This is a genomic window from Rhodococcus sp. WS3 (assembly GCF_003797085.1).
Lineage (GTDB): Bacteria > Actinomycetota > Actinomycetes > Mycobacteriales > Mycobacteriaceae > Rhodococcus_F > Rhodococcus_F globerula.
On record NZ_RKMA01000002.1, the window covers coordinates 1,098,030 to 1,121,058 of the forward strand.

Consider the following 23,029-nt stretch of genomic DNA (forward strand, 5'->3'; position numbering starts at 1 on the left):
CGTTTCGACGGGAGGCCACTGGAAAGAGCACCTTTTGATGCGCGCACTGGTAGTCATCAGGACGGTCCGCCGCCGCTGCTTCCTGACACGACACCGCAACGCATCGTAGGAGCACTCATGGTTGTCGACGAGTCTTTCCCTTTACCTTCACTGTCCGTAGCCGCCACCGCTGATCAGCTCCATATCCTGCGAGCTCTCGTCCGGTCGAGGGGCAGACACCACGACCTAGCAGCCGACGCTGTGGCAGATCTCGTTCTCGCGGTCGATGAAGCAGCGAGCACTCTTCTGCGCCACACGCCTACCTGCAGCACTCTCACGTGCACCGTCGGAGCCGACCCTGGCAGCGTGTCGGTGATCCTCACCGGGACGACGTCGGCAATGGTCGACACCAGTACAACCTCATTCAGTTGGTTCGTGCTGCAAAAGCTGGTGGACAGCGTCGCTCTCGAGCAGTGTCCGTCCGCAGTCGCAGGCCCTACCGAGATGTGGGCTGTGACCGTCACCATGGACATGACACTGAAGGCTGACCCCTGATTCCATCCACGGACGACGAGCGTCCAGCTGGAGTCCTCAGCACAAACAGACGGTATGTGCGACGGAGGTAGGACAACGGATTGTGGGTACACAGAGATCATGACGCCAATCCCCACTGCGCGATTGCTCCCTCAAGCTCTCGGTGTCCTGACCGCCGCCTACAGCGCCGCCCTCGTCCTCTCACCGAGAATTCTTGCGAAGCCGTGCAAACTCACCAAGGCTGACGGCAGCATCGCACCGGAAGTAGCGACCGTGATCAGGGCGGTTGGAGCGCGCGATGTCGCGAGCGGACTTCTGCTGGCCATGGCACCGTACGGGCCGGCGCGTCGCGGCGCTGTCGCGTTCCGAGCCGCAGCCGATCTCGGTGACGCCGCAATCTTCGGATCGACGCTGCCCGGAACCGCAACGCGGCTCAAGGTCGCTGGATTCGCGGCCACCTGGGGCTTGCTGTGCGCCTACAGCTGGCGCTACGCGGGCTGATCGAAACGCTCGCAGTCCAGTTCCGACCATCCGGCCATTTGTTGCCGGCACGTCCACGAGGGACGATAGTTCCATGGCCATCACACCCGATATCCTTCGATATACCGCATTCAGCTCCGATCCCGCGGGCGGCAATCCCGCAGGAGTGTTGCTGGACGCACGGGGGCTGAGCGACGCGGAGTTGCAGGCCATCGCAACGGACATCGGATACGCGGAGACTGCATTTGTCACCAAGCCTGGATCCGAGGAAGACAAGCAACACAACGTTATTCGATACTTTTCCCCTATTGCGGAAATTCCGTTTTGCGGTCACGCCACCATTGCCACGGCGGTGGCGCTCACCGAACGTGACGGCGCCGGAACCTTCACGTTCGAGACATCCGTCGGACCGGTGTCGATCACGACCACAACAGAGGCATCAGGCATTCACGCAACGTTCACCAGCGTGGAACCTGCAGTCTCGCCCATCGACCATGCCGTGCTCACTGCACTGCTCGGCCTCGTGGGCATCGACTCGTCGGCAATCGACACCAACTTTCCGCCGCAGCTGTCGTATGCCGGAAACACCCATCCGATTGTGGTTCTCAGTGACAAATCGACCTTCGACCAGTTCACCTTCGACCCCGCGGCAATGCGCACACTCATGGACGCACAAGGCTGGGCCGGAACCGTGACCTTCCTGCATCAATTGGACGCCAACACTTTCGAAGCCCGAAATCTCTTCCCCGCGGGCAACATCACCGAAGACCCGGCAACAGGATCTGCGGCAGCTTCCACCGGCGGATACCTGCGGGCACTCGATCCCGCTGACACTCCTCGGCGCATCACAATCCACCAGGGCAGACACGTCGGCCGTCCGAGCGTCCTACTCGTCGATATTCCGGTACAGGGAGGCATCGCTGTAACGGGAACGGCTGTCCCGATCACCGCGTAGGAACCTAGCGAGCGTCAGACGTAATTCACCTGAGAGGTGATGACGGGCAATCCATTCGGGACTCCCCCGCCGATCAGTTCCTCGAGAGCATCCTGATCGAGGTACTTCTCGACGAGGTCTGCAAGGAGGTCGAGTTGCTGTTCACGAACCGCAGCCACCAAGGTATCCGGCGCCACGACAAACCCCACACCGGCAATGTCCGTCAGGAAGGTGCGGCGATAGGCATCGCTTTCCAGAAGTCCATGCCAGTGGGTGCCGCGAACCGACCCTCGAACACTTCCTTCCGGCGAACCGTCGGCAGCGGTCAACAACGGAAGATCGTTGTTGCGGATCACCCGTCCATGATGAATCTCGTACCCGGACACCGGAATACCGTCGTAGTGACCGTCGACCTGAGCCAGCACCTTGTCCGAAGCGAATTCGATGTCGAGTTCGAGCAATCCGAGTCCGGCAGTAGTGCCCGATCCTGATTCGACGTCGTCGACGATGGATCTGCCCAACATCTGATAACCACCACAGATTCCCAGGATGGCTTGCCCGCGGCCTGCTCGAGCGATGATCTCGTCGGCCAGGCCCGTGCTGCGCAACCACTCGAGATCACTCACGGTGGACTTGCTGCCTGGAATCACCACGAGGTCTGCATCGCGAATACGTGCCGGGTCAGTGACCCACGAAACCGCAACACCCGGTTCGCAGGCGAGAGCTTCGACGTCCGTCGAATTGGAAATGCGCGGCAACCGAACTGCCGCGACCGTCAACCACGCCGAACCGACGGGCTGTCCGGGGCGACCCACCGGTGCATTACCGGTGACTCCCAGCGAATCCTCCGCGTCGAGCCACAGTTCGTCGGCAAACGGGATGACACCCAGCGTCGGGCGTCCGGTCAGTTCGCGGAGTTGTTCGAGTCCTGGCTCGAGCAGCCCGACGTCACCACGGAATTTGTTGATCACAAAGCCGGCGATCAAGGCCTGATCACTCGGCGAGAGAACCGCGACTGTTCCGAACAGATGAGCCAGCACCCCACCGCGGTCGATGTCGCCGACCACGATCACCGGAATGGAAGCCGCTTCCGCCAATCCCATGTTCGCGAGATCGGTTGCCCGCAAATTGATTTCAGCCGGTGAACCGGCACCCTCACAAATCACGACGTCGAAGTCGCTACGCAACGACGCCAGATCCTCCGCGACGACGCCGCGCAGCCACGCACGGTGCTGCATGTAGTCCCGCGCACCGACAGTTGTCATCGCCTTGCCACGAACGACCAGCTGCGATGTCCGGTCACTTCCCGGCTTGAGCAGTACCGGGTTGAACCGCACACTCGGTTCGAGACCGCAGGCACGGGCTTGAAGTGCCTGAGCACGGCCGATCTCCCCGCCGTCGAGAGTGACGACGGAGTTGTTGGACATGTTCTGCGCCTTGAAGGGCGCGACGCGTACACCGCGACGCGCCAGCATCCGACACAACCCGGCGACAAGGACACTCTTGCCCGCGTCGGAGGTCGTACCCGCTACGAGCAGGGCACCGCGCAGGGTCAAGGCAGAGTCAGGATCTCGGCACCGGTGTCGGTGACAACCAGGGTGTGCTCGAACTGAGCCGTCCACTTGCGGTCCTTGGTGACCACGGTCCAGTCGTCTTCCCAGATTTCGTAGTCGATGCCGCCGAGGTTGATCATCGGTTCGATGGTGAAGACCATTCCGGGTTCGATGATCGTTTCGACGCCGGGCTCGTCGTAGTGCAGGATCACGAGGCCGTTGTGGAAGGTCTCGCCGATGCCGTGGCCCGTGAAATCACGCACGACGCCGTATCCGAATCGGTGAGCATAAGACTCGATGACGCGACCGATCACGTTGAGCGCGCGGCCCGGCTTGACGGCCTTGATCGCCCGCATCGTGGCTTCGTGGGTGCGCTCGACAAGAAGTCGATGCTCCTCGGATACATCACCGGCGAGGAAGGTGGCGTTGGTGTCGCCGTGCACGCCGCCGATGTATGCGGTGACGTCGATATTGACGATGTCACCGTCCTGGATGACCGTGGAATCGGGGATTCCATGGCAGATCACCTCGTTGAGGGAGGTGCAGCAGGACTTGGGAAAGCTCTTGTAGCCCAACGTCGACGGGTACGCACCGTGATCGATCATGTACTCGTGAGCAATGCGGTCCAGCTCGTCAGTCGTGACGCCAGGTGCAACGGCCTTGCCCGCTTCCTGCAACGCCCGCGCGGCGATCTTGCTCGCGACGCGCATCGCCTCGATGGTCTCCGGCGTCTGGACCCAAGGCTCGTTGCCTTCCTTGGCTGTCGGCTTCCACGCGTACTCGGGCCGCTCGATCTTCGAGGGCACAGCAAGGACAGGTGAGACGGTTCCGGGGACCAACGGTGTACGCACAGACATGCCGAACAGCCTAGCCCCCGATCACGGTGCTAGCCGGACGCACTCCAGTTCCCGCGACTGCGGGCCAGCGCCTCCAGCACGGCAAGTCGTTGACTGCAGGATCCGCGTCCACGTCTGAGCGTCGTCGAAGCCGGTTGTGTGTCATCGAGCCCGTACAGCTCGAACATTCCGTTGGACGACGGCGTGGGCCGCTGCCAGGTACTCGCTGTCGAGGAAACCTCCGCCGGACGGGGCCGAAGCGCGATCGATCACCGAGTCCAGGCGCTGCACCTGGGAGTGATGCCAGTCGAGAATCTGCGTCGCCGCAAGTTCTCCGTCGGAGCAGCGGCTACTGCTCTGACAGAATCACGGCTTGTGAAGAAATGGCTACTACTGATTGCCGCAATCGTGACCGAGGTCACCGCCACGCTCTCGTTGCGCGCAGCTCTCGATCACCCTGCCTGGTACGTAGTGGTCGCGGTGGGATACGTGGCAGCCTTCACCGCGCTGTCGTTCGTTCTCCGCGCAGGTATGGGACTTGGTGTTGCATACGGAATCTGGGGAGCGACCGGAGTTGTCCTGACCGCAATTCTCGCAACGCTTCTCTTCGGCGATCCCTTGACTGCGACGATGGGACTTGGCATTGCCTTGGTCATCGGTGGAGTCTTGTGTGTCGAACTCGGCTCTCAAGCAGCCGCCACTCGCGAATCGGGTGACCCCGCGTGACCTGGATATTTCTGATCGCGGCGATCCTGTCCGAGGTTTCCGCCACCCTGGCGCTGCGTATGGCGTCGCAAACTGGAAGCAACAAGAAGTGGTTCGTCGTGGTGGGCGCGGGCTATGTGGCCTCCTTCGCATTTCTGACACTCGCGCTCGACGCCGGCCTTGCCCTCGGAGTGGCGTACGGAATCTGGACGGCCTGCGGGGTGGCGCTAACTGCCCTCGCGTGCCGAATCCTGTTTCGCGAAGCCCTGACGAAGCTCATGGCGGCGGGAATTGCCCTGATTGCCGCCGGTGTTGTCCTCATCGAACTCGGCGCCGGTCACTAGGCCAACCGACGCCAGGTGGCGATTCAGGATCGGACCGATGACTGCCAAACCCGGAGGGCTCGTCATCTGCTCATGCGTCGTGGGGATCTTGTACTCGTGGATGTCGCCCACGATGTAGTCCTTCCAGTCCGCTGCCCCGATCGAGCCTTCGGGTCCGCCATTCCTTTCGGCTTCGCGCGATTCCACAGAGCTGAAGTAGAGAAGATCGGAGAGATCAAGGTTCGACGGGTGGTGCGCCACGGCATCATCGACCAGCCTGCAGTACTGCCGGTACAAAGTCCCGAGGTGATCGGCCGTCAGTGTCGAAAAGAATCCGCCCTTGCGGCGCAACAACTCCGCGACCTGATCGAATGTGGGGTCTTCCTCGAGCGCATCGAGAGAATCAACCTCGGCGAACTCGGCGACCAATCGCGCGACAGACGGCATCGGAGCGTCAACCTCCGTCATCAAGCGACTGTCCATCATCGCGAGCGTTGCAACGTCAGCACCGTCACGACGAAGCCTGGCCGCCATTGCATGTGCGATCTGGCCACCCACCGAGTATCCGAGCAGATGATAGGGCCCGTGTGGCTGCACGGATCGGATCTCACGGACGTAGCGGGCCGCGAGATCGTCGAGCGAATCGAAATGCACGGACGAATCTGTCAGTGCGGGTGATTGGATTCCGTAGATCGGGCGGTCACTGTCCACATACTGCACCAATCCACTGAAACACCACGCCAACCCGACCGCGGGATGGACACAAAAGAGCGGTTCACGATTCCCCGTGGCCCGCAGGGGAAGCATTACCCCGACCGCGTCGTTCGTCTCCGCTGTGCACGTCGCAATTCGGTGCGCCAACGTCGCGGGCGTCGACTCGGTGAAAATCCAGTGAACCGGCACTTCGGTCTCAATCGATTGATGCAATCGCGCAGCCACTGCGGTGGCTGTCAACGAATTGCCTCCGAGTGCAAAGAAATTGTCGTCGGCGCCCACTCGCGATATACCCAGTGCATCTGCAAACGCTGCGGCGACGGCGGCTTCCACGCCTTCTCGAGGCGGCCGATATTCTGCGCGCTGGGCTTCGAAGTCGGGTGTGGGCAATGCGTCGCGGTCCAGCTTTCCGTTAGGGGTGACCGGCAACTCGTCAACCACCACCACCGCAGCCGGCACCATCTGCGCAGGGACCCGTCCTGCCACACAATCCACAATCACCGAAGTATCCAGGCCTACAGACGGTTCCGGCACCACATACCCGACCAACCGATCTTCCCGCACCGCAGCAGCCGCCCGAACCACCCCCACACAGGCCAGCAACGCCGACTCCACCTCCCCCAACTCGATCCGAACACCACGCACCTTCACCTGCAGATCACCACGACCCACAAACTCCAACGCGAGACCCCCACCCGAAACCCTGCGCCACCGAACCAGATCCCCCGTCCGATACAACCTCCGCCCGCAGCCGCCAAACGGATCCGCCACAAACCTCGACGCAGTCAACCCCGCCCGGTTCACATACCCGCGCGCCAAACCAGGACCCGAAAGATACAACTCCCCCACCGCACCCACCGGAACCGGACGCAACCACCCATCAAGAACAACCTCCGCCACACCCCGAATCGGGCCACCAATCGTCACCGGATCCCCCACCACCAACGGCACACTCGCATTCGACTGCACCGTCGCCTCCGCCGGACCATACGTATTCACCACCACCCGACCCGGCGAACACCACCGCGCCACCAACTCCGGCGAACACACCTCACCCCCCACCACCACCGTCGACAAATCCACAAGCCCGGACGGATCAACAGTCCCCAACACCGTCGGCGTCAACGCAACATGAGAAACCCTCTCCCGCACCAACAACTCCCGAAGCTCGCCGCCCCCGAACACCCCCGGTGGAGCAACCACCAACCGACCACCAGACCCCAACGCCCACAACTGCTCGAGCACCGCAGCATCAAAACTCGGCGACGCGCCATGCAACACCACCGAGTCGGCGCCCAAACCGAACCGAACACACTGATCCACAACCAAATTCGCCAAACCCCGATGCGGCACCACCACACCCTTCGGCACACCCGTCGACCCCGACGTATACACCACATACGCCGCCCCATCCGGATACAAAGATCCACCCCGATCCACATCCGTCACCGGTCCAGCATCAAACCCCGCCAACGCACCCTCGAACTCGGGATCATCGAGCACCACCCACGGCACCGAACCCGGCAACACCCCACCATGATCCGAAGACGTAACACCCAGCACCGCACCACAATCAGCAAGCATGAACTCCACCCGCGCCGCCGGATACCCCGGATCAACCGCAACAAACGCCGCACCCGACTTCGCCACCGCACACAACACCACCACCGACAACACCGACCGCGACAACGCCACCGCAACACACGACCCCGAACCAACACCACGGCTAATCAACAACCGCGCCAACCGATTCGACCAACCATCCAACTCCCCATACGACAACCGCTCATCACCACACACAACAGCCAGTGCGTTCAGATCCCCCACAGCCAACAACTCCGGCAACACCAACACCCGACCACCCGCAACACCCGACACCGGAACCAACTCACCACATTCCGCCGGCGAGAGTACGTTCAGCGCGCCGATTGACAGGTCCGGGTCGGTAACCGCTGCGTCGATCACACGGAGGACTCGCTGCATCATCTCGTCTATCACGTTGTGGTCGAAGAGATCTGGGAGGAACTTGATTGTCAGGTGTACTACCGCGTCGACGTGAGCGACCAGTCCGATCGGATAGTGCGCAGCGTCAACACCACTCACATCAACCACCCGCATACCCGCAATATCCGTCTCCGCAGTCAACCCACCACGATCGACCGGATACGACTCGAACACCGTCATCGTGTCGAACACCGCACCCGGCCCCGCCGCCCGCTGAATATCCGCCAAACCCACATACTGATGATCCAAAAGCCCAGCCTGCTCAGCCTGAATCCGGCCGAGAAGCGAACCAAGAGTCTCCCCCCGATCCAACCGAACCCGCACCGGCACCGTATTGACAAACAAACCGATCATCGACTCCACACCCGCAACCTGCGGAGGACGACCAGCCACCGTCGAACCGAACGTCACATCATCACGAGAAGTCCACCCACCCAACACAATCGACCACGCCATCTCGATCACCGAATTCACAGTCACCCCCCGACCCCGAACAAACGACATCAACCCCGCAGTCTGCTCCTCGGTCAACTCCCCGAACACATCCCGCGACTCGCGATACCGACGACCAGGATCGGCAGGCGCAACCAACGTCGGCTCGTCGACACCGTCGAATGCCTTGGCCCAGACGTCAAGTGACTCTGTCTTGTTCTGCCCGGCGATCCAGGCTAGAAAGTCCCGATAGGGACGTACCCGGGGCAGCGCCGCGCCATCGGTTGCGTAAAGCACCAGCACTTCCTTCAGAAGCAGTGGCGTCGACCAACCGTCGAGCAGCAGATGATGATTGGTCATCACCAGGCGATAGCTTCCCGGGCCGGTGCTGACCAACTTCCACCGCAACAGCGGAGCTCGAGTCGGTTCGAAGCGGGTAGCGCGATCCTCCGCCATCAGGTGATCCCAGGCACGAGCGCGGGCGCCGGAGTCCAATCCGGAAAGGTCGATCTCCGACCACGGTGCTTCGACAAAATCGTGCACCACCTGCACCGGCTGAGATCCGACGTCGGTGCGAAAGGCGGTCCGCAGATTCGGATTGCGATCGAGCACCGATTGGCAGGCACGGCGCAATCGCTGCGAGTCAACCTCACCCCGCAATTCGACAACCAACTGCACAACATAGGCGTCCACCGATCCCTCGGACGCCAACGCATGGAATAGCAAACCTGCCTGCAGCGGGGACAACGGCCACACATCACTCAATGCGGGGTACCTGTCCTCGAGCAGATCGATCTCACCTTGACCGAGACTGACCAAGGCCAGATCCGACGGAGTCCGGCCACCAACACCCGGGTGACCCGAGTCGGCGGCCAGCGCTGCCAGCGTTTCGGACCACATCCTCGCGGCCACTTGAACATCGCCCTTGCCCAGTATCCCTGTGGGGAACGACCAGATTGCGCGCAGTCTCGGCCTGCCGTCTTCGCCGTCGACGGTGAGAGCATTGATGTCGAGCACAGCCGGCAACGGCGTATCCGGATTTTGTGCACCACCCAGGTCGCTGTCTCCGTTGATCGGAATCCACGCCGCCCCGGACCCGTTCGATACAGCACCGGCGCCAACCCTGCCGAGATAGTTGAAGCCGATCTGCGGTGTTGGCAACTCCCCCAACACCAGTCCGGTGTCCTCGTTGAGATAGCGCAAAAGCCCGTAGCCGATCCCGTGATCGGGTACCGCCCGAAGCTGTTCCTTGACAGATTTGACAACAGCACCCAAGGCCGGGCCACCCGAACACGCATCGTCGAGATCGATGTCCGAAAGATCTAACCGCAGTGGGAAACTCGTGGAGAACCAGCCGATGGTTCGACTCAGATCCGAGCCGGGGACCGCACCTTCCTCGCGCCCATGACCCTCGAGCCCGATCAACACATCCGCAAGGGAGGGGCTGTCTTCGCGCCGCCATGTCGTGACCGCGACGGCGAGTGCCGCCAGTAGAGCGTCGACCACACCACCGTGGAACGCTTCCGGAACTGTGGTGAGGAGTGCCTCCGTCACTTCCGGGGGTACGTCAATCTCGATGGTGCCGGTGGTGGTGCTCACGTCGATTGAGGAGTCGAGGGGCCGAGACCCGATCATGGGGTCCTCGCCCCCAGCCATCGATTGCCACAACGCGAGTTCGGCTACCCGCTCCGGTCGACGAGCCGCCTCCACAAGCCCGTAGGCCCAACGACGCATAGACGTCCCGACCGGTTCCAGTTCCGGTGATCTACCGGAACTGATCTGCGACCACGCAATCGCCAGGTCAGGTATCAATACCCGCCACGACACCCCGTCGATGACCGTATGGTGAGCCACCACCAGCGCACAACCCTGATCGCCGGAATGTGGGGGATCAAACCAGACCACCTGCACTACGGTGCCAGTGCTGGGATCAAGTCGGTCCGCCGCAGCGTCCAACTCGTATGCAGTCACCTCACGGAAATCGGCGCCGCCACGCCCGGTCGATACTTTCCGAATTATCTTCTCTGCTTGAATTGATCCGACGGGCAGGACTTTCCAGCCCCACGATCCATGTGTGTCGGGACGCAATTGAGCCCGCAGCATGTCGTGATGGTCGAGCACCGCTTGTATCGTGCTCGCCAAGCTCTGTTCGTCTATTGCCTCCGGCAGATTCAGCATCACTGCCTGCGAGAAGCGATTGAATCCCGAGCCACCCCGCTCGACGAGCCACCGCATTATCGGCGTCAACGGAACCTCGCCGACACCACCGCCCGTCATTTCCTCCAACTTCGCTACGTCGGCCCCACCCGCCTCAACTGCTACCTCCGCCAACCCAGCCACTGTTTTACGCTCGAACACATCCCGCGGGGAGATGACCACGCCCTGAGCTTTTGCCCGCGCAGCAAGCTGAATCGACATGATGCTGTCACCGCCGAGGGCGAAGAACGAATCCTCCACGCCTACCGATTCGAGTCCGAGCACCTCCTCGAACAACCCTGCTAACGCCGATTCCATCTCGGTTACCGGAGCTCGGTATTCCTTCCGAACAGCAGAAAGATCCGGCGTGGGCAATGCGTCGCGGTCCAGCTTTCCGTTAGGGGTGACCGGCAACTCGTCAACCACCACCACCGCAGCCGGCACCATCTGCGCAGGGACCCGTCCTGCCACACAATCCACAATCACCGAAGTATCCAGGCCTACAGACGGTTCCGGCACCACATACCCGACCAACCGATCTTCCCGCACCGCAGCAGCCGCCCGAACCACCCCCACACAGGCCAGCAACGCCGACTCCACCTCCCCCAACTCGATCCGAACACCACGCACCTTCACCTGCAGATCACCACGACCCACAAACTCCAACGCGAGACCCCCACCCGAAACCCTGCGCCACCGAACCAGATCCCCCGTCCGATACAACCTCCGCCCGCAGCCGCCAAACGGATCCGCCACAAACCTCGACGCAGTCAACCCCGCCCGGTTCACATACCCGCGCGCCAAACCAGGACCCGAAAGATACAACTCCCCCACCGCACCCACCGGAACCGGACGCAACCACCCATCAAGAACAACCTCCGCCACACCCCGAATCGGCCCACCAATCGTCACCGGATCCCCCACCACCAACGGCACACTCGCATTCGACTGCACCGTCGCCTCCGCCGGACCATACGTATTCACCACCACCCGACCCGGCGAACACCACCGCGCCACCAACTCCGGCGAACACACCTCACCCCCCACCACCACAGTCGACAAATCCTCCAGACCGGACGGATCAACAGTCCCCAACACCGTCGGCGTCAACGCAACATGAGAAACCCTCTCCCGCACCAACAACTCCCGAAGATCCTCCCCACCGAACACCCCCGGCGGAGCAACCACCAACCGGCCACCAGAACCCAACGCCCACAACTGCTCCAACATCGCAGCATCAAAACTCGGCGACGCGCCATGCAACACCACCGAGTCGGCACCCAAACCGAACCGAACACACTGATCCACAACCAAATTCGCCAACCCCCGATGCGGCACCACCACACCCTTCGGCACACCGGTCGACCCCGACGTATACACCACATACGCCGCCCCATCCGGACGCAGTGTTCCGCCCCGATCCGCATCCGTCACCGCAGCAACAGACAGTCTGGACAACTCCCGGGCCACCGCAACATCATCGAGCACCACCCACGGCACCGAACCCGGCAACACCCCACCATGATCCGAAGACGTAACACCCAGCACCGCACCACAATCAGCAAGCATGAACTCCACCCGCGCCGCCGGATACCCCGGATCAACCGCAACAAACGCCGCCCCCGACTTCGCCACCGCACACAACGCCACCACCGACAACACCGACCGCGACAACGCCACCGCAACACACGACCCCGAACCAACACCACGGCTAATCAACAACCGCGCCAACCGATTCGACCAACCATCCAACTCCCCATACGACAACCGCTCATCACCACACACGACTGCCAGTGCGTTCGGATCCCGCGCAGCCGACAGTAATTCCGGAAGCACATGTTCTTTCGCGGACAAACCACCCTGAACTGGAGCCAGTTCCCGCCGCTCCGAGGGCGAGAGCACGTCCAGCGCTGCAAGTGGTAGGTCAGGATCTGCGACTGTGGTGTTGATGACACGCAGAACCCGCTGCACAGCACTGCTCATCGTGTCGTTGTCGAAAAGTTCCGGTAGATACTTGATTCTGATGTGTAGTCGGTTGTCCAGGTGCGCAACGACGCCGATCGGATAGTGCGCAGCGTCAACACCACTCACATCAACCACCCGCATACCCGCAATATCCGTCTCCGCAGTCAACCCACCACGATCGACCGGATACGACTCGAACACCGTCATCGAGTCGAACACCGCACCCGGCCCCGCCACCCGCTGAATATCCGCCAAACCCACATACTGATGATCCAAAAGCCCAGCCTGCTCAGCCTGAATCCGGCCGAGAAGCGAACCAAGAGTCTCCCCCCGATCCAACCGAACCCGCACCGGCACCGTATTGACAAACAAACCGATCATCGACTCCACACCCGCAACCTGCGGAGGACGACCAGCCACCGTCGAACCGAATGTCACATCATCACGAGAAGTCCACCCACCCAACACAATCGACCATGCCATCTCGATCACCGAATTCACAGTCACCCCCCGACCCCGAACAAACGACATCAACCCCGCAGTCTGCTCCTCGGTCAACTCACCGAACACATCCCGCGACTCGCTGTACCGACGACCAGGATCGGCAGGTGCGACCAGGGTAGGGCTCGGGGCGCCGGCAAGTTGTTTGACCCACTCGTCCACAGATCCAGCGGTATCTTGCCGGTTGATCCACGCCAGGTAGTCGCGGTACGGGTACGCCCTGGGCAAGGCATCTTCACCTGCGGCATAAGCCAGCAGCACTTCACGCAACAAGAGTGGCGTCGACCAACCGTCGAGCAGCAGATGATGATTGGTCATTACGAGCCGGTAGCTCTGCGGACCTGTAGTCATGAGCAACCAGCGCAGCAGCGGCGCACGCGTGGGATCAAAACGGCGTGCTCTGTCAGCGGCCATCACCCGATCCAATTCCAGGCGGCGCGCTTCCTCGTCGAGTTCCGAGAGGTCCATCTCCGACCACACGACCGTCAGGTGTTCCTGGACCACCTGCACCGGCCCGGGTTCGAGGTCGGAGACAAATGCGGTCCTCAGATTCGGGTAGCGATCGAGCACCACCTGACCCGCCTGACGCAAACGCTCCGAATCGACCTCACCCCGCAATTCGACGGTCAATTGCACGACGTACGCGTCTATCGACTCCTCGGACAACAGGGCATGGAACAGCAAACCGGACTGAAGCGGGGACAACGGCCACACATCACTCAATGCGGGATACCTGTCCTCGAGCACGTCGATCTCACCTTGGCCGAGACTGACCAAGGCCAGGTCCGACGGTGTCCGCCCCCCGATGGGATGGTCGGCCAGCGCGGTCAACACTTCGGTCCACAACCGTGCCAGCTCGCTCACCTCGTCGACAGTCAGCACCCCCGTTGGGAATGACCACGTCGCACGTAATCGGGGCTTGCCCTGGCTACCGAGAGTCATGGCGTTGATCTCCAGGACGCTCGCTATCGGCATGTCAGGATCCTGAGCACCACCACGGTCGGAGCCGCCGAGCCTGCGATTTTCATCTAGTGGCGACCATCCGATTCCGTCTGAGATTGATGCTCCGACGCGCCCTAGATAGTTGAATCCGATCTGCGGTGTTGCGAGCTCCCGCATCTCAAAAGCGGTGTCCTCGTTGAGATACCGCAACAATCCGTACCCGATCCCGTGATCGGGTACCGCCCGGATCTGTTCCTTGACAGCTTTGACTGCGGCAGCCAATGCCGGGCCACCTGCGCAGGCGTCGTCGAGATCAATGTCTGCAAGATCCAGGCGCAGTGGAAAACTCGTGGTGAACCAGCCGACGGTACGACCCAGATCCGAACCGGGGACCGCGTTCTCCTCTCGTCCATGGCCTTCGAGCGCAATGAGCGTCGTGGCAATCGGGGCACCTGCCGACATCGGTCGGCGATCTCGCCGCCATTGCGTGACCGCGACTGCCAACGCAGACAGCAACCCATCGCTGACCCCACCGTGAAACGCCTGAGGAACTGTGGTCAGCAAGGCTTCTGTCACGTCGGTGGGCAGTTCCACGGAAACATGATCCGTCGATCTGTTCACATCGACCGACGGGTCGAGGGGCCGCGACCCGATCACCGGATCGTCGCCGGCCGTCATCGCTCGCCACCGGTCGAGTTCCGCTACTCGCTCCGGCCGACGGGCCTCCTCGACAAGCCCATGAGCCCAGCGACGCATCGACGTTCCAACCGCAGGCAACTCTGGTTCCACCCCAGCCACGATCTGCGACCACGCAATCGCCAGATCCGGCACCAACACTCGCCAGGACACACCGTCGATAGCCGAATGATGTACCACCACAAGAACACAGCCGTGCGCGCCATCCTCCACAGGTTCGAACCACACCACCTGCATCACCACACCGGCACCGGGATCAAGCCGATCCGCCGCAGCATCCAACTCCGCAGACGCGAGGTTGTTGAACTGGGAACTTCCCGGCTTCCCTCTCATCGGTACCCGGCAGATGAGGCGGTCCGCTCGAATCCCTCCTTCCGGCAACACCTCCCACGTCCAGCGGCCACCGGCTTGCTGCCGGAGCCGAGCCCGGAGAATGTCGTGATGGTCGAGCACCGCTTGTATCGTGCTCGCCAAGCTCTGTTCGTCTATTGCCTCCGGCAGATTCAGCATCACTGCCTGCGAGAAGCGATTGAATCCCGAGCCACCCCGCTCGACGAGCCACCGCATTATCGGCGTCAACGGAACCTCACCGACACCACCGCCCGTCATTTCCTCCAACTTCGCTACGTCGGCCCCACCCGCCTCAACTGCTACCTCCGCCAACCCAGCCACTGTTTTACGCTCGAACACATCCCGCGGGGAGATGACCACGCCCTGAGCTTTTGCCCGCGCTGCAAGCTGAATCGACATGATGCTGTCGCCGCCGAGGGCGAAGAACGAATCCTCCACGCCTACCGATTCGAGTCCGAGCACTTCCTCGAACAACCCTGCTAATGCCGATTCCATCTCGGTTACCGGAGGGATGAATTCGCTGAGGCGCTCGTCAAAATCCGGTATGGGCAATGCATCCCGGTCGATCTTCCCATTCGGCGTCACCGGTAACTCGTCAACCACCACCACCGCAGCCGGCACCATCTGCCGAACCAGACGCTCACCCACACCGGCCACCACCACGGCCGAATCCAAGGCCACCCCCGCTTCCGGCACCACATACCCGACCAACCGACCTTCCCGCACCGCAGCTGCCGCCCGAACCACCCCCTCGCACCTCGACAGCGCCGACTCCACCTCCCCCAACTCGATCCGAACACCCCGCACCTTCACCTGCAGATCACCACGACCCACAAACTCCAGAGACAAACTTCTATCCGAAACCCGCCGCCACCGAACCACATCCCCCGTCCGATACAACCTCCGCCCGCAGCCGCCAAACGGATCCGCCACAAACCGCGACGCCGTCAACCCCGCCCGGTTCACATACCCGCGCGCCAAACCAGGACCCGACAGATACAACTCCCCCACCACACCCACCGGAACCGGACGCAACCAACCATCAAGAACAACCTCCGCCACACCCCGAATCGGCCCACCAATCGTCACCGAATCCCCCACCACCAACGGCACACTCGCATTCGACTGCACCGTCGCCTCCGCCGGACCATACGTATTCACCACCACCCGACCCGGCGAACACCACCGCGCCACCAACTCCGGCGAACACACCTCACCCCCCACCACCACAGTCGACAAATCCTCCAGACCGGACGGATCAACAGTCCCCAACACCGTCGGCGTCAACGCAACATGAGAAACCCTCTCCCGCACCAACAACTCCCGAAGATCCTCCCCACCGAACACCCCCGGTGGAGCAACCACCAACCGGCCACCAGACCCCAACGCCCACAACTGCTCGAGCACCGCAGCATCAAAACTCGGCGACGCGCCATGCAACACCACCGAGTTGGCATCTAGCCCGAACCGAACACACTGATCCACAACCAAATTCGCCAACCCCCGATGCGGCACCACCACACCCTTCGGCACACCGGTCGACCCCGACGTATACACCACATACGCCGCCTCATCCGGAAACAGCGATCCACCCCGATCCACATCCGTCACCGCAGCAACAGACAGTCTGGACAACTCCCGGGCCACCGCAACATCATCAAGCACCAACCACGGCACCGAACCCGGTAACCCCCCACCATTCTCAGAAGACGTAACACCCAGCACCGCACCACAATCAGCAAGCATGAACTCCACCCGCGCCGCCGGATACCCCGGATCAACCGCAACAAACGCCGCCCCCGACTTCGCCACGGCACACAACGCCACCACCGACAACACCGACCGCGACAACGCCACCGCAACACACGACCCCGAACCAACACCACGGCCGATCAACAACCGCGCCAACCGATTCGACCAACCATCCAACTCCCCATACGACAACCGCTCATCACCACACACAACAGCCAGTGCGTTCGGATCCCCCACAGCCAACAACTCCGGCAACACCAACACCCGACCACCCGCAACACCCGACACCGGAACCAACTCACCACATTCCGCCGGCGAGAGGAGACTGATATCCCCCACTCGGGTTGACGGCGCAGTCACGATGTCCTCGAGGATGCGTACAAATCGATCCGCAAAGCCCTGCACGGTATCCCGGTCGAGAATGTCGACGGCAAAACCGAAGGACGCAGACATCCCGGCGGGAGAACCGTCGCCGGGATCGAAGTCCTCGGCGAGACTCAAGTGCAGGTCGTACCGGGCGACCTCGACGTCCACGTCGAGAAGTTCGACGGTCAATTCCGGGAGCGCCAGTTCCGGCAACGCGGCATTCCTGAACTCGAGCATCACTTGAAACAACGGTGAGTGTGCGGTCGAGCGGACCGGATCGATTGCCTCGACCACTTGCTCGAACGGGATCTGGGCGTGTGCGAACGCCCCCAGATCACTCTCTCGAACCGTCGCCAGCACCTCCTCGAACGACGACCCGGATGTTACTGCCGTCCGCAACACCACTGTGTTGACGAACATGCCCACCATATCGTCGAGTGCAGCCTCACCACGCCCGGCTACCGGAGTACCCACCACAATGTCGCCGCTCCCACTCAACCGGCTGAGCAGGATGGCCAGCGCCGCATGCATGGTCATAAATATCGTCGAATCATGCTTGCGCGCAAGCAGTTGCAGCGCGCGATGCAACTGCGCACCGATCTCGAAGTGCACTGCGCTTCCTCGCATCTGCCGCCATGTCGGGCGGGCTCGATCGGTCGGCAACGGCAGGACGGCCGGTAACCCCGACAGCGCCTGTTGCCAGTACGTGAGTTCCTCGCCGGCAAGCGAACCCGGATCGGATTCGACGCCGAGCAGGCGGCGCTGCCACAAGGTGTAATCGGCATAGGTCACCGCGAGCGCCGCCCAATCCGGGATTCGCCGGTTCGCACGCGCGGTGTACGCGGTCATCACATCGCGGGCCAGCGGCGGCATCGACGAACCGTCGGCAGCGATGTGGTGCACCACAATCACCAATACGTGCTGCTCTGGGCCAACCCTGAACAACGCTATCCGTACTGGAACTTCGTCGGTGACATCAAATCCGGACGACGCAAGCCGCTCGATGCGCCCGAGCAATTCGCTCTCACCTGCCACGTCGACCGGACTGAAATCCCGAAGCACTTGCCCTGTCGGAACAACCACCTGGTGCGGACCGTCCGACGATCCGGGGTACACCGTGCGAAGGGTGTCATGACGCTCGACGACGTCTGTCAGCGCCGCTCGGAAGGCGTCGGTATCCAGTTCTCCGGTCAGGCGGAGCGCGATGGGAATGTTGTACGCGGACGACGATGTGTCCAATTGATTGACCAGCCACATACGATGCTGGGCAAGGGACACCGGAACTCTCTCGGGTCGCACACCTGCCGTCAAAGCGGGCCCCGCGGACGTCCGTCCGTCGGTGCGCTCGATCCAGCCTGCGAGCGCCGTCACGGTAGGTTCGTCGAACAGGTCCCGCACGCCCACTCCCTCGTTGAGCGCTGAATTGATCCGCGCCACAGCTTTGGTCGCGCTCAAAGAATTGCCGCCGAGGTCGAAGAAGTGTGCATCGGCGCCGAGGTGCTCGATGCCCAGCACCTCGCCGAACACACCGGCGATGGTCTCTTCGATGGGGGTTCGAGGCTGGCGGAACTCGGTTCTTGATGCCCCGACATCGGGTTCTGGCAGGGCACCGCGATCGAGCTTGCCGACCGGGGTCAGAGGGATAGCGTCGAGCACGGTGATTGTTGCCGGCACCATGTAGTCGGGCAGCAATCCCCGGACGTGGGTTCGTAATTCAGCCGGGTCGACGTTGTTGTCACCGGTGGGAAGCACATACGATGCCAAGCTGGTGTTTCCAGTGCGTTCGGTGTGTCCGAGTGTAACCGCAAATGCCACGCTCGGATGCTCGGTCAATGCCGCATCGATCTCGCCGAGTTCTATCCGGAAACCGCGGATCTTCACTTGAAAATCGTTGCGGCCCAAGTACTCGATTGTCAGACGTCCCTCCTGATCGTGGCGCCATCGCACCATGTCCCCGGTGCGATACATACGGCGCCCCGGAGGTCCGAACGGATCGGCAACAAACCTCGACGCTGTTGTTCCCGTCTGGTTCCGATAGCCGCGCGCCAAGCCGACGCCGCCCAGATACAACTCCCCGACCACTCCGACCGGCACCGGTCGCAGTCGATCGTCGAGGACTACTTCGGCGAGACCGCGGATCGGACCTCCCAGTGTCAGTAGCTCACTACCCGACTCGATCGCCCCGACATTTGCCATGACCGTCGACTCGGTCGGGCCGTAGGCGTCGAACATCAACCGGCCGGGTGACCACCGACCCGCCAATTCCGGCGAACATGCCTCCCCGGCAACAACAAGGCACTGCAGCGAGGTTCGCCCCCGCGGGTCCAGTGATGCCAGCGCGGAAGGTGTGAGGACGGCATGTGTGATCTTCTCGCGATCGAGCAGCGCCGTGAGTTCGTCACCGCCGTACGTGGTTGGCGGCGTGATCACCAATCGGGCTCCCGACCCCAAGGCCCACATCAATTCGAACACCGACGCGTCGAAACTCGGAGACGCACAGTGCAATATTCGCGCGTGCGGCCCCGTCTCGAATCGTGTGCACTGCTCCGTCATCAGGTCGAGCAACCCACGGTGCGGCACCACCACCCCTTTCGGAATCCCGGTCGACCCGGATGTGTAGATCACGTATGCCGGGTGGTCGATGTCGAGCGTCGCTGTCCGTTCCCCGTCGGTCACGGGCGCAGCGGAGGAACCCACGATCTCGGTAGCGGTGTCCTGGTCGTCGAGCACCAGCCACGGAACCGTCTGAGGCAGTTTTCGGGCATAGCTGGTGTTCGCCACACCGAGTACCGCCCCGGAATCGACGAGCATGTGTTCGAGTCGCGCCGACGGGTATCCCGGATCCACCGGAACAAACGCCGCACCGCTCTTCGTGACGGCCAATAGCGCCATCACCGAGTCGATCGACCGCGGCAGTCCGATAGCCACCACCGACTCGGGTCCTATCTCATGGCCGATCAGATAGTGGGCCAGGCGATTCGATCGGCGATCCAGCTCTTCGTACGTCAGTGTGCAATCGCCGCCCACAAGAGCAATCGCGGTCGGATCGGCAGCGACAGCCTCTGCAAAAAGCAGCGGCAAACTCCGTGGTGGCAATGCGGCCCCACCCCGTACCGGTGTCAGGTATTCATGCTCCGACGGCAAAAGCAGATCCATCTCGTAGATCCGAACCTCAGGATTCGCGACGCCACACTCGAGCACACGCACCAGACGCTCGGCGAGAATATCGATTGTTTCCGGGTCGTACACGTCGGTGGCAAACCCGAGATCCACCTGTACGCCCGAAGGTCGACCGGTATCGGTAAACCTTTCGCCTACTGTGATATTCAGGTCGCAGTTCCAGGATGAACGCCATCCGTCGGGCGCGGTGAGAGCCACATCCGCCGCCGTGGTCGGCTCACAGCCACGGACGCCCAGCATTACGTGGAAAAGAGTCGAACCTACAGCCTCCGCGACCCGTTCCGCCGGCACCTGGGCATGAGCGAATGCATCACGCTCGCATCGTTTTACCTGAATAATCAGGTCGGCAAAGGACATGTCCGGATCGGCTCGAGTCCGCAGGACAACCGCGTCGACGACTGGGTCAGCTGCCTCATTCCGCCTGCGAACCGGCGCTCCCACCGAGATGTCGTCGGCGGCAGCCAATCGAGCCAGCAGTACCGCCAGACCCGCATGCATCACCGCAAATACTGTCGAACCGCGCTCGCGGGCAATGGATTCAAGCTGGCGGTGCAACTCGGCACCCAGTTCGACCTGGCGCGATTCCAACAACGGGGACCTGTCGGTCGAGCGACGCCGATCCGTCGGCAGGTCCAACCACGCCGGGAGACCTGCCAGGCTGCGCCGCCAATAGTCCAGGTGCTGCACTGTTTCCATCCGGCGCTTGCCCACCACCGCGCTGGCAGCATGGATTGTGGAAATCGGTGTCGCCGGGCCGGCCGCGGCGAACTCCTCGACAACTGCGACGCAGCCGCGATGATGGCATTGCAACTCGCCTTCCGTATAGCGACCCGGATTTCCCCGGAACTCGACGAATGTTCTTACTGGAGTGCCACTTTGATAGATATTCACCAGCAGATCGTCGATCGGACCTGACGTCAGCACGTGGAACTCACCGCGCACCGATCCGAAGTTGATCTCTTGACGGAACAGCATCACGTTGACGATCGGCCCGGTGGCCATGGATCGCCGCGCACCGGCACTCAAGCCACGGGCGATCTCTTCGAGATTGCCGCGCTGATGGCGCAGTGCACCGGTCAACTCGAGTCGGACACGATCGACCAGTTCGCCAACAGTGTCGTCGGGGCGGATATCAATCCGCAGTGGAACGATGTTGACGAGCATTCCGCCTGATCGGCGGAGCACAGCGGTTGTCCGGCCGGAAACGGGGATCTGCACGCAGACATCGGTGTGCCCCGTCATCCGGGAGAGGTAGCAGGCAAACCCGGCAATGATAGTGGCCGCCGACGTTCCGCTCGCGTGTCTTTCCGAATCCGTCAGACGCGCAACAGTATTCTCCTCCAACGACGACGCGACCAGCGTGTCGGTGGCGACCGGAATCGCATATCGCTCGGCGAGACTCGAGCCTTCCGCCATGCCCCCCAGTCGCTCGGACCAGTAGGCGCGATCGGACTCGAAGCGGCTTGAAGCGCGGTACGCGCAGTCGAGTTCGTACAAGGTGCGCAGGTCTGCCGTCGGGTTTGGCGGCGGTTCACGCCCCTCCACAGCAGCTGTGTAGATCACGGCCATGCGATTGACCATCGTCACCGCGGCATAGGCGTCGAGCGCGACATGGTGAGCCCGGCCGTACCAGAGGTAATGAGCATCGCCGACTTGCAGCAGCGAGGACGCGATCAAACGCTCACGCATGGGATCCGTCGGCGTTGTGTATTCGTCGCGCATCCAGGCTTGTGCTGCCGCGACCGGATCGTGCTCACCACGAAAGTCGACAAATCCCAGTTCCTTGTCCTGACTGGGATCAAGAATTTGGCGGGGCTCGCCGTCGACCTCGATCAGTCGGAGGAACGCCCACTGGACCTCTCGTCCAGCGGTTACCGCCACCGAGCGGAACAGCGCAAGATCAAGTTCTCCGTGGAACTCGACGTATTCGGCGATGCAGTGCGGCAGTTCCGGAACGAGTTGCTGCGCAAGCCACACACCGTATTGAGCAGACGACAGCGGAAACGGATCTGAGGGTGAATCGGCGGGAGTAAGTTCCGGATCCGCGTTCGATTCGGGAACGCGGGTGTCGTTGCTACTGAGTCGAATCTCATCCATCAGTTATCTCCACATTCTGTCCATCGCACGCTTCGGCAAGATCCCACGGACTCAGCTCGACCTCGACGCCGACTTTCCCGCCGCCGACCACGACAGTGGAGTGGGCCATCAGAGATGTGTCGATGACAACCACAATGTCGCGCGGCAATCCGAGCGGTGACACTCCGAGACGTTGATATCCACATTTCTTCTCGACGGTGTCCTCACCCGCCACTTCCAGCCGACCCAACCCCAGATGACGGGAAATCGACGCCATGTCGATCCGCCGATCGATCGGGCACACCGCAAGGACAAGACGGGTTCCGGACTGTTGCTGCAACAGGATCGATTTCGTGATCCGACCCAGCGAAATCCCGAGTGTCCTTGACAAATCTTTCGGCGATAAAACTGGAAGATCGAAAGTGGAGTGGTCATGAACAACGACCGGGAATTGGAATTCTTCGACCGCCGCAGCAACTTGATCGTGCAATTCATTCACGGTGCACTCCT

9 protein-coding genes are annotated in these 23,029 nt (G+C 62.0%); 5 read left to right on the top strand and 4 right to left on the bottom strand.

From position 1 onward, the window contains the following. Nucleotides 1-117 precede the first annotated feature (117 nt). The 3 genes from EEB13_RS19145 to EEB13_RS19155 all read left to right on the top strand — a co-directional run bounded on the left by EEB13_RS19145 (nt 118) and on the right by EEB13_RS19155 (nt 1,948). Nucleotides 118-534 (top strand): ATP-binding protein, encoded by a 417-nt coding sequence (locus tag EEB13_RS19145; protein ID WP_141486061.1) that lies wholly within the window; start codon nt 118-120, stop codon nt 532-534. A 99-nt stretch (nt 535-633) separates the two neighbouring features. Continuing rightward, nucleotides 634-1,014 carry a hypothetical protein gene (locus tag EEB13_RS19150; protein ID WP_033234950.1) on the top strand — a complete coding sequence of 127 codons (381 nt, stop codon included), beginning with the start codon at nt 634-636 and terminating at the stop codon, nt 1,012-1,014. A 73-nt stretch (nt 1,015-1,087) separates the two neighbouring features. Then, the gene (locus EEB13_RS19155) at nt 1,088-1,948 is read left to right on the top strand and encodes a PhzF family phenazine biosynthesis protein (RefSeq protein ID WP_045067235.1); all 861 of its coding nucleotides are present in this window, start codon (nt 1,088-1,090) and stop codon (nt 1,946-1,948) included. A gap of 14 nt (nt 1,949-1,962) precedes the next feature. Here EEB13_RS19155 and EEB13_RS19160 read toward each other — a convergent pair whose 3' ends face one another. Together EEB13_RS19160 and map are read right to left on the bottom strand one after the other, a co-directional pair. Next, on the bottom strand, nt 1,963-3,477 hold the full coding sequence (locus EEB13_RS19160; protein ID WP_095887788.1) for a cobyric acid synthase: 1,515 nt from the start codon (nt 3,475-3,477) through the stop codon (nt 1,963-1,965). A 2-nt stretch (nt 3,478-3,479) separates the two neighbouring features. After that, nucleotides 3,480-4,337, bottom strand: a complete 858-nt coding sequence (map, locus tag EEB13_RS19165) for a type I methionyl aminopeptidase (protein WP_033234952.1) — start codon at nt 4,335-4,337, stop codon at nt 3,480-3,482. Nucleotides 4,338-4,691: 354 nt separating this feature from the next. Here map and EEB13_RS19170 point away from each other — a divergent pair, with 354 nt between their 5' ends. Then, on the top strand, nt 4,692-5,042 hold the full coding sequence (locus EEB13_RS19170; RefSeq protein WP_095887787.1) for a DMT family transporter: 351 nt from the start codon (nt 4,692-4,694) through the stop codon (nt 5,040-5,042). Beyond that, a complete protein-coding gene (locus EEB13_RS19175; protein WP_084702742.1) occupies nt 5,039-5,365 on the top strand; it encodes a DMT family transporter in 327 nt (108 codons plus the stop codon). The genes EEB13_RS19170 and EEB13_RS19175 overlap by 4 nt, the downstream gene beginning before the upstream one ends. Here EEB13_RS19175 and EEB13_RS19180 read toward each other — a convergent pair. Together EEB13_RS19180 and EEB13_RS19185 are read right to left on the bottom strand one after the other, a co-directional pair. Then, a complete protein-coding gene (locus EEB13_RS19180; RefSeq protein WP_141486062.1) occupies nt 5,249-22,540 on the bottom strand; it encodes a non-ribosomal peptide synthetase in 17,292 nt (5,763 codons plus the stop codon). The genes EEB13_RS19175 and EEB13_RS19180 overlap by 117 nt on opposite strands. Further along, nucleotides 22,533-23,018: an aminoacyl-tRNA deacylase gene (locus EEB13_RS19185; RefSeq protein ID WP_187328585.1), complete on the bottom strand. Its 486-nt coding sequence runs from the start codon at nt 23,016-23,018 to the stop codon at nt 22,533-22,535. Before EEB13_RS19185 ends, EEB13_RS19180 begins: the two co-directional genes overlap by 8 nt. Nucleotides 23,019-23,029 lie beyond the last annotated feature (11 nt).

Coding starts and splice junctions, on each gene's coding strand:
- EEB13_RS19145 (WP_141486061.1), top strand. CDS start 118: ATGGTTGTCGACGAGTCTTTCCCTTTACCTTCACTGTCCGTAGCCGCC.
- EEB13_RS19150 (WP_033234950.1), top strand. CDS start 634: ATGACGCCAATCCCCACTGCGCGATTGCTCCCTCAAGCTCTCGGTGTC.
- EEB13_RS19155 (WP_045067235.1), top strand. CDS start 1,088: ATGGCCATCACACCCGATATCCTTCGATATACCGCATTCAGCTCCGAT.
- map (WP_033234952.1), bottom strand. CDS start 4,337: ATGTCTGTGCGTACACCGTTGGTCCCCGGAACCGTCTCACCTGTCCTT.
- EEB13_RS19180 (WP_141486062.1), bottom strand. CDS start 22,540: ATGGATGAGATTCGACTCAGTAGCAACGACACCCGCGTTCCCGAATCG.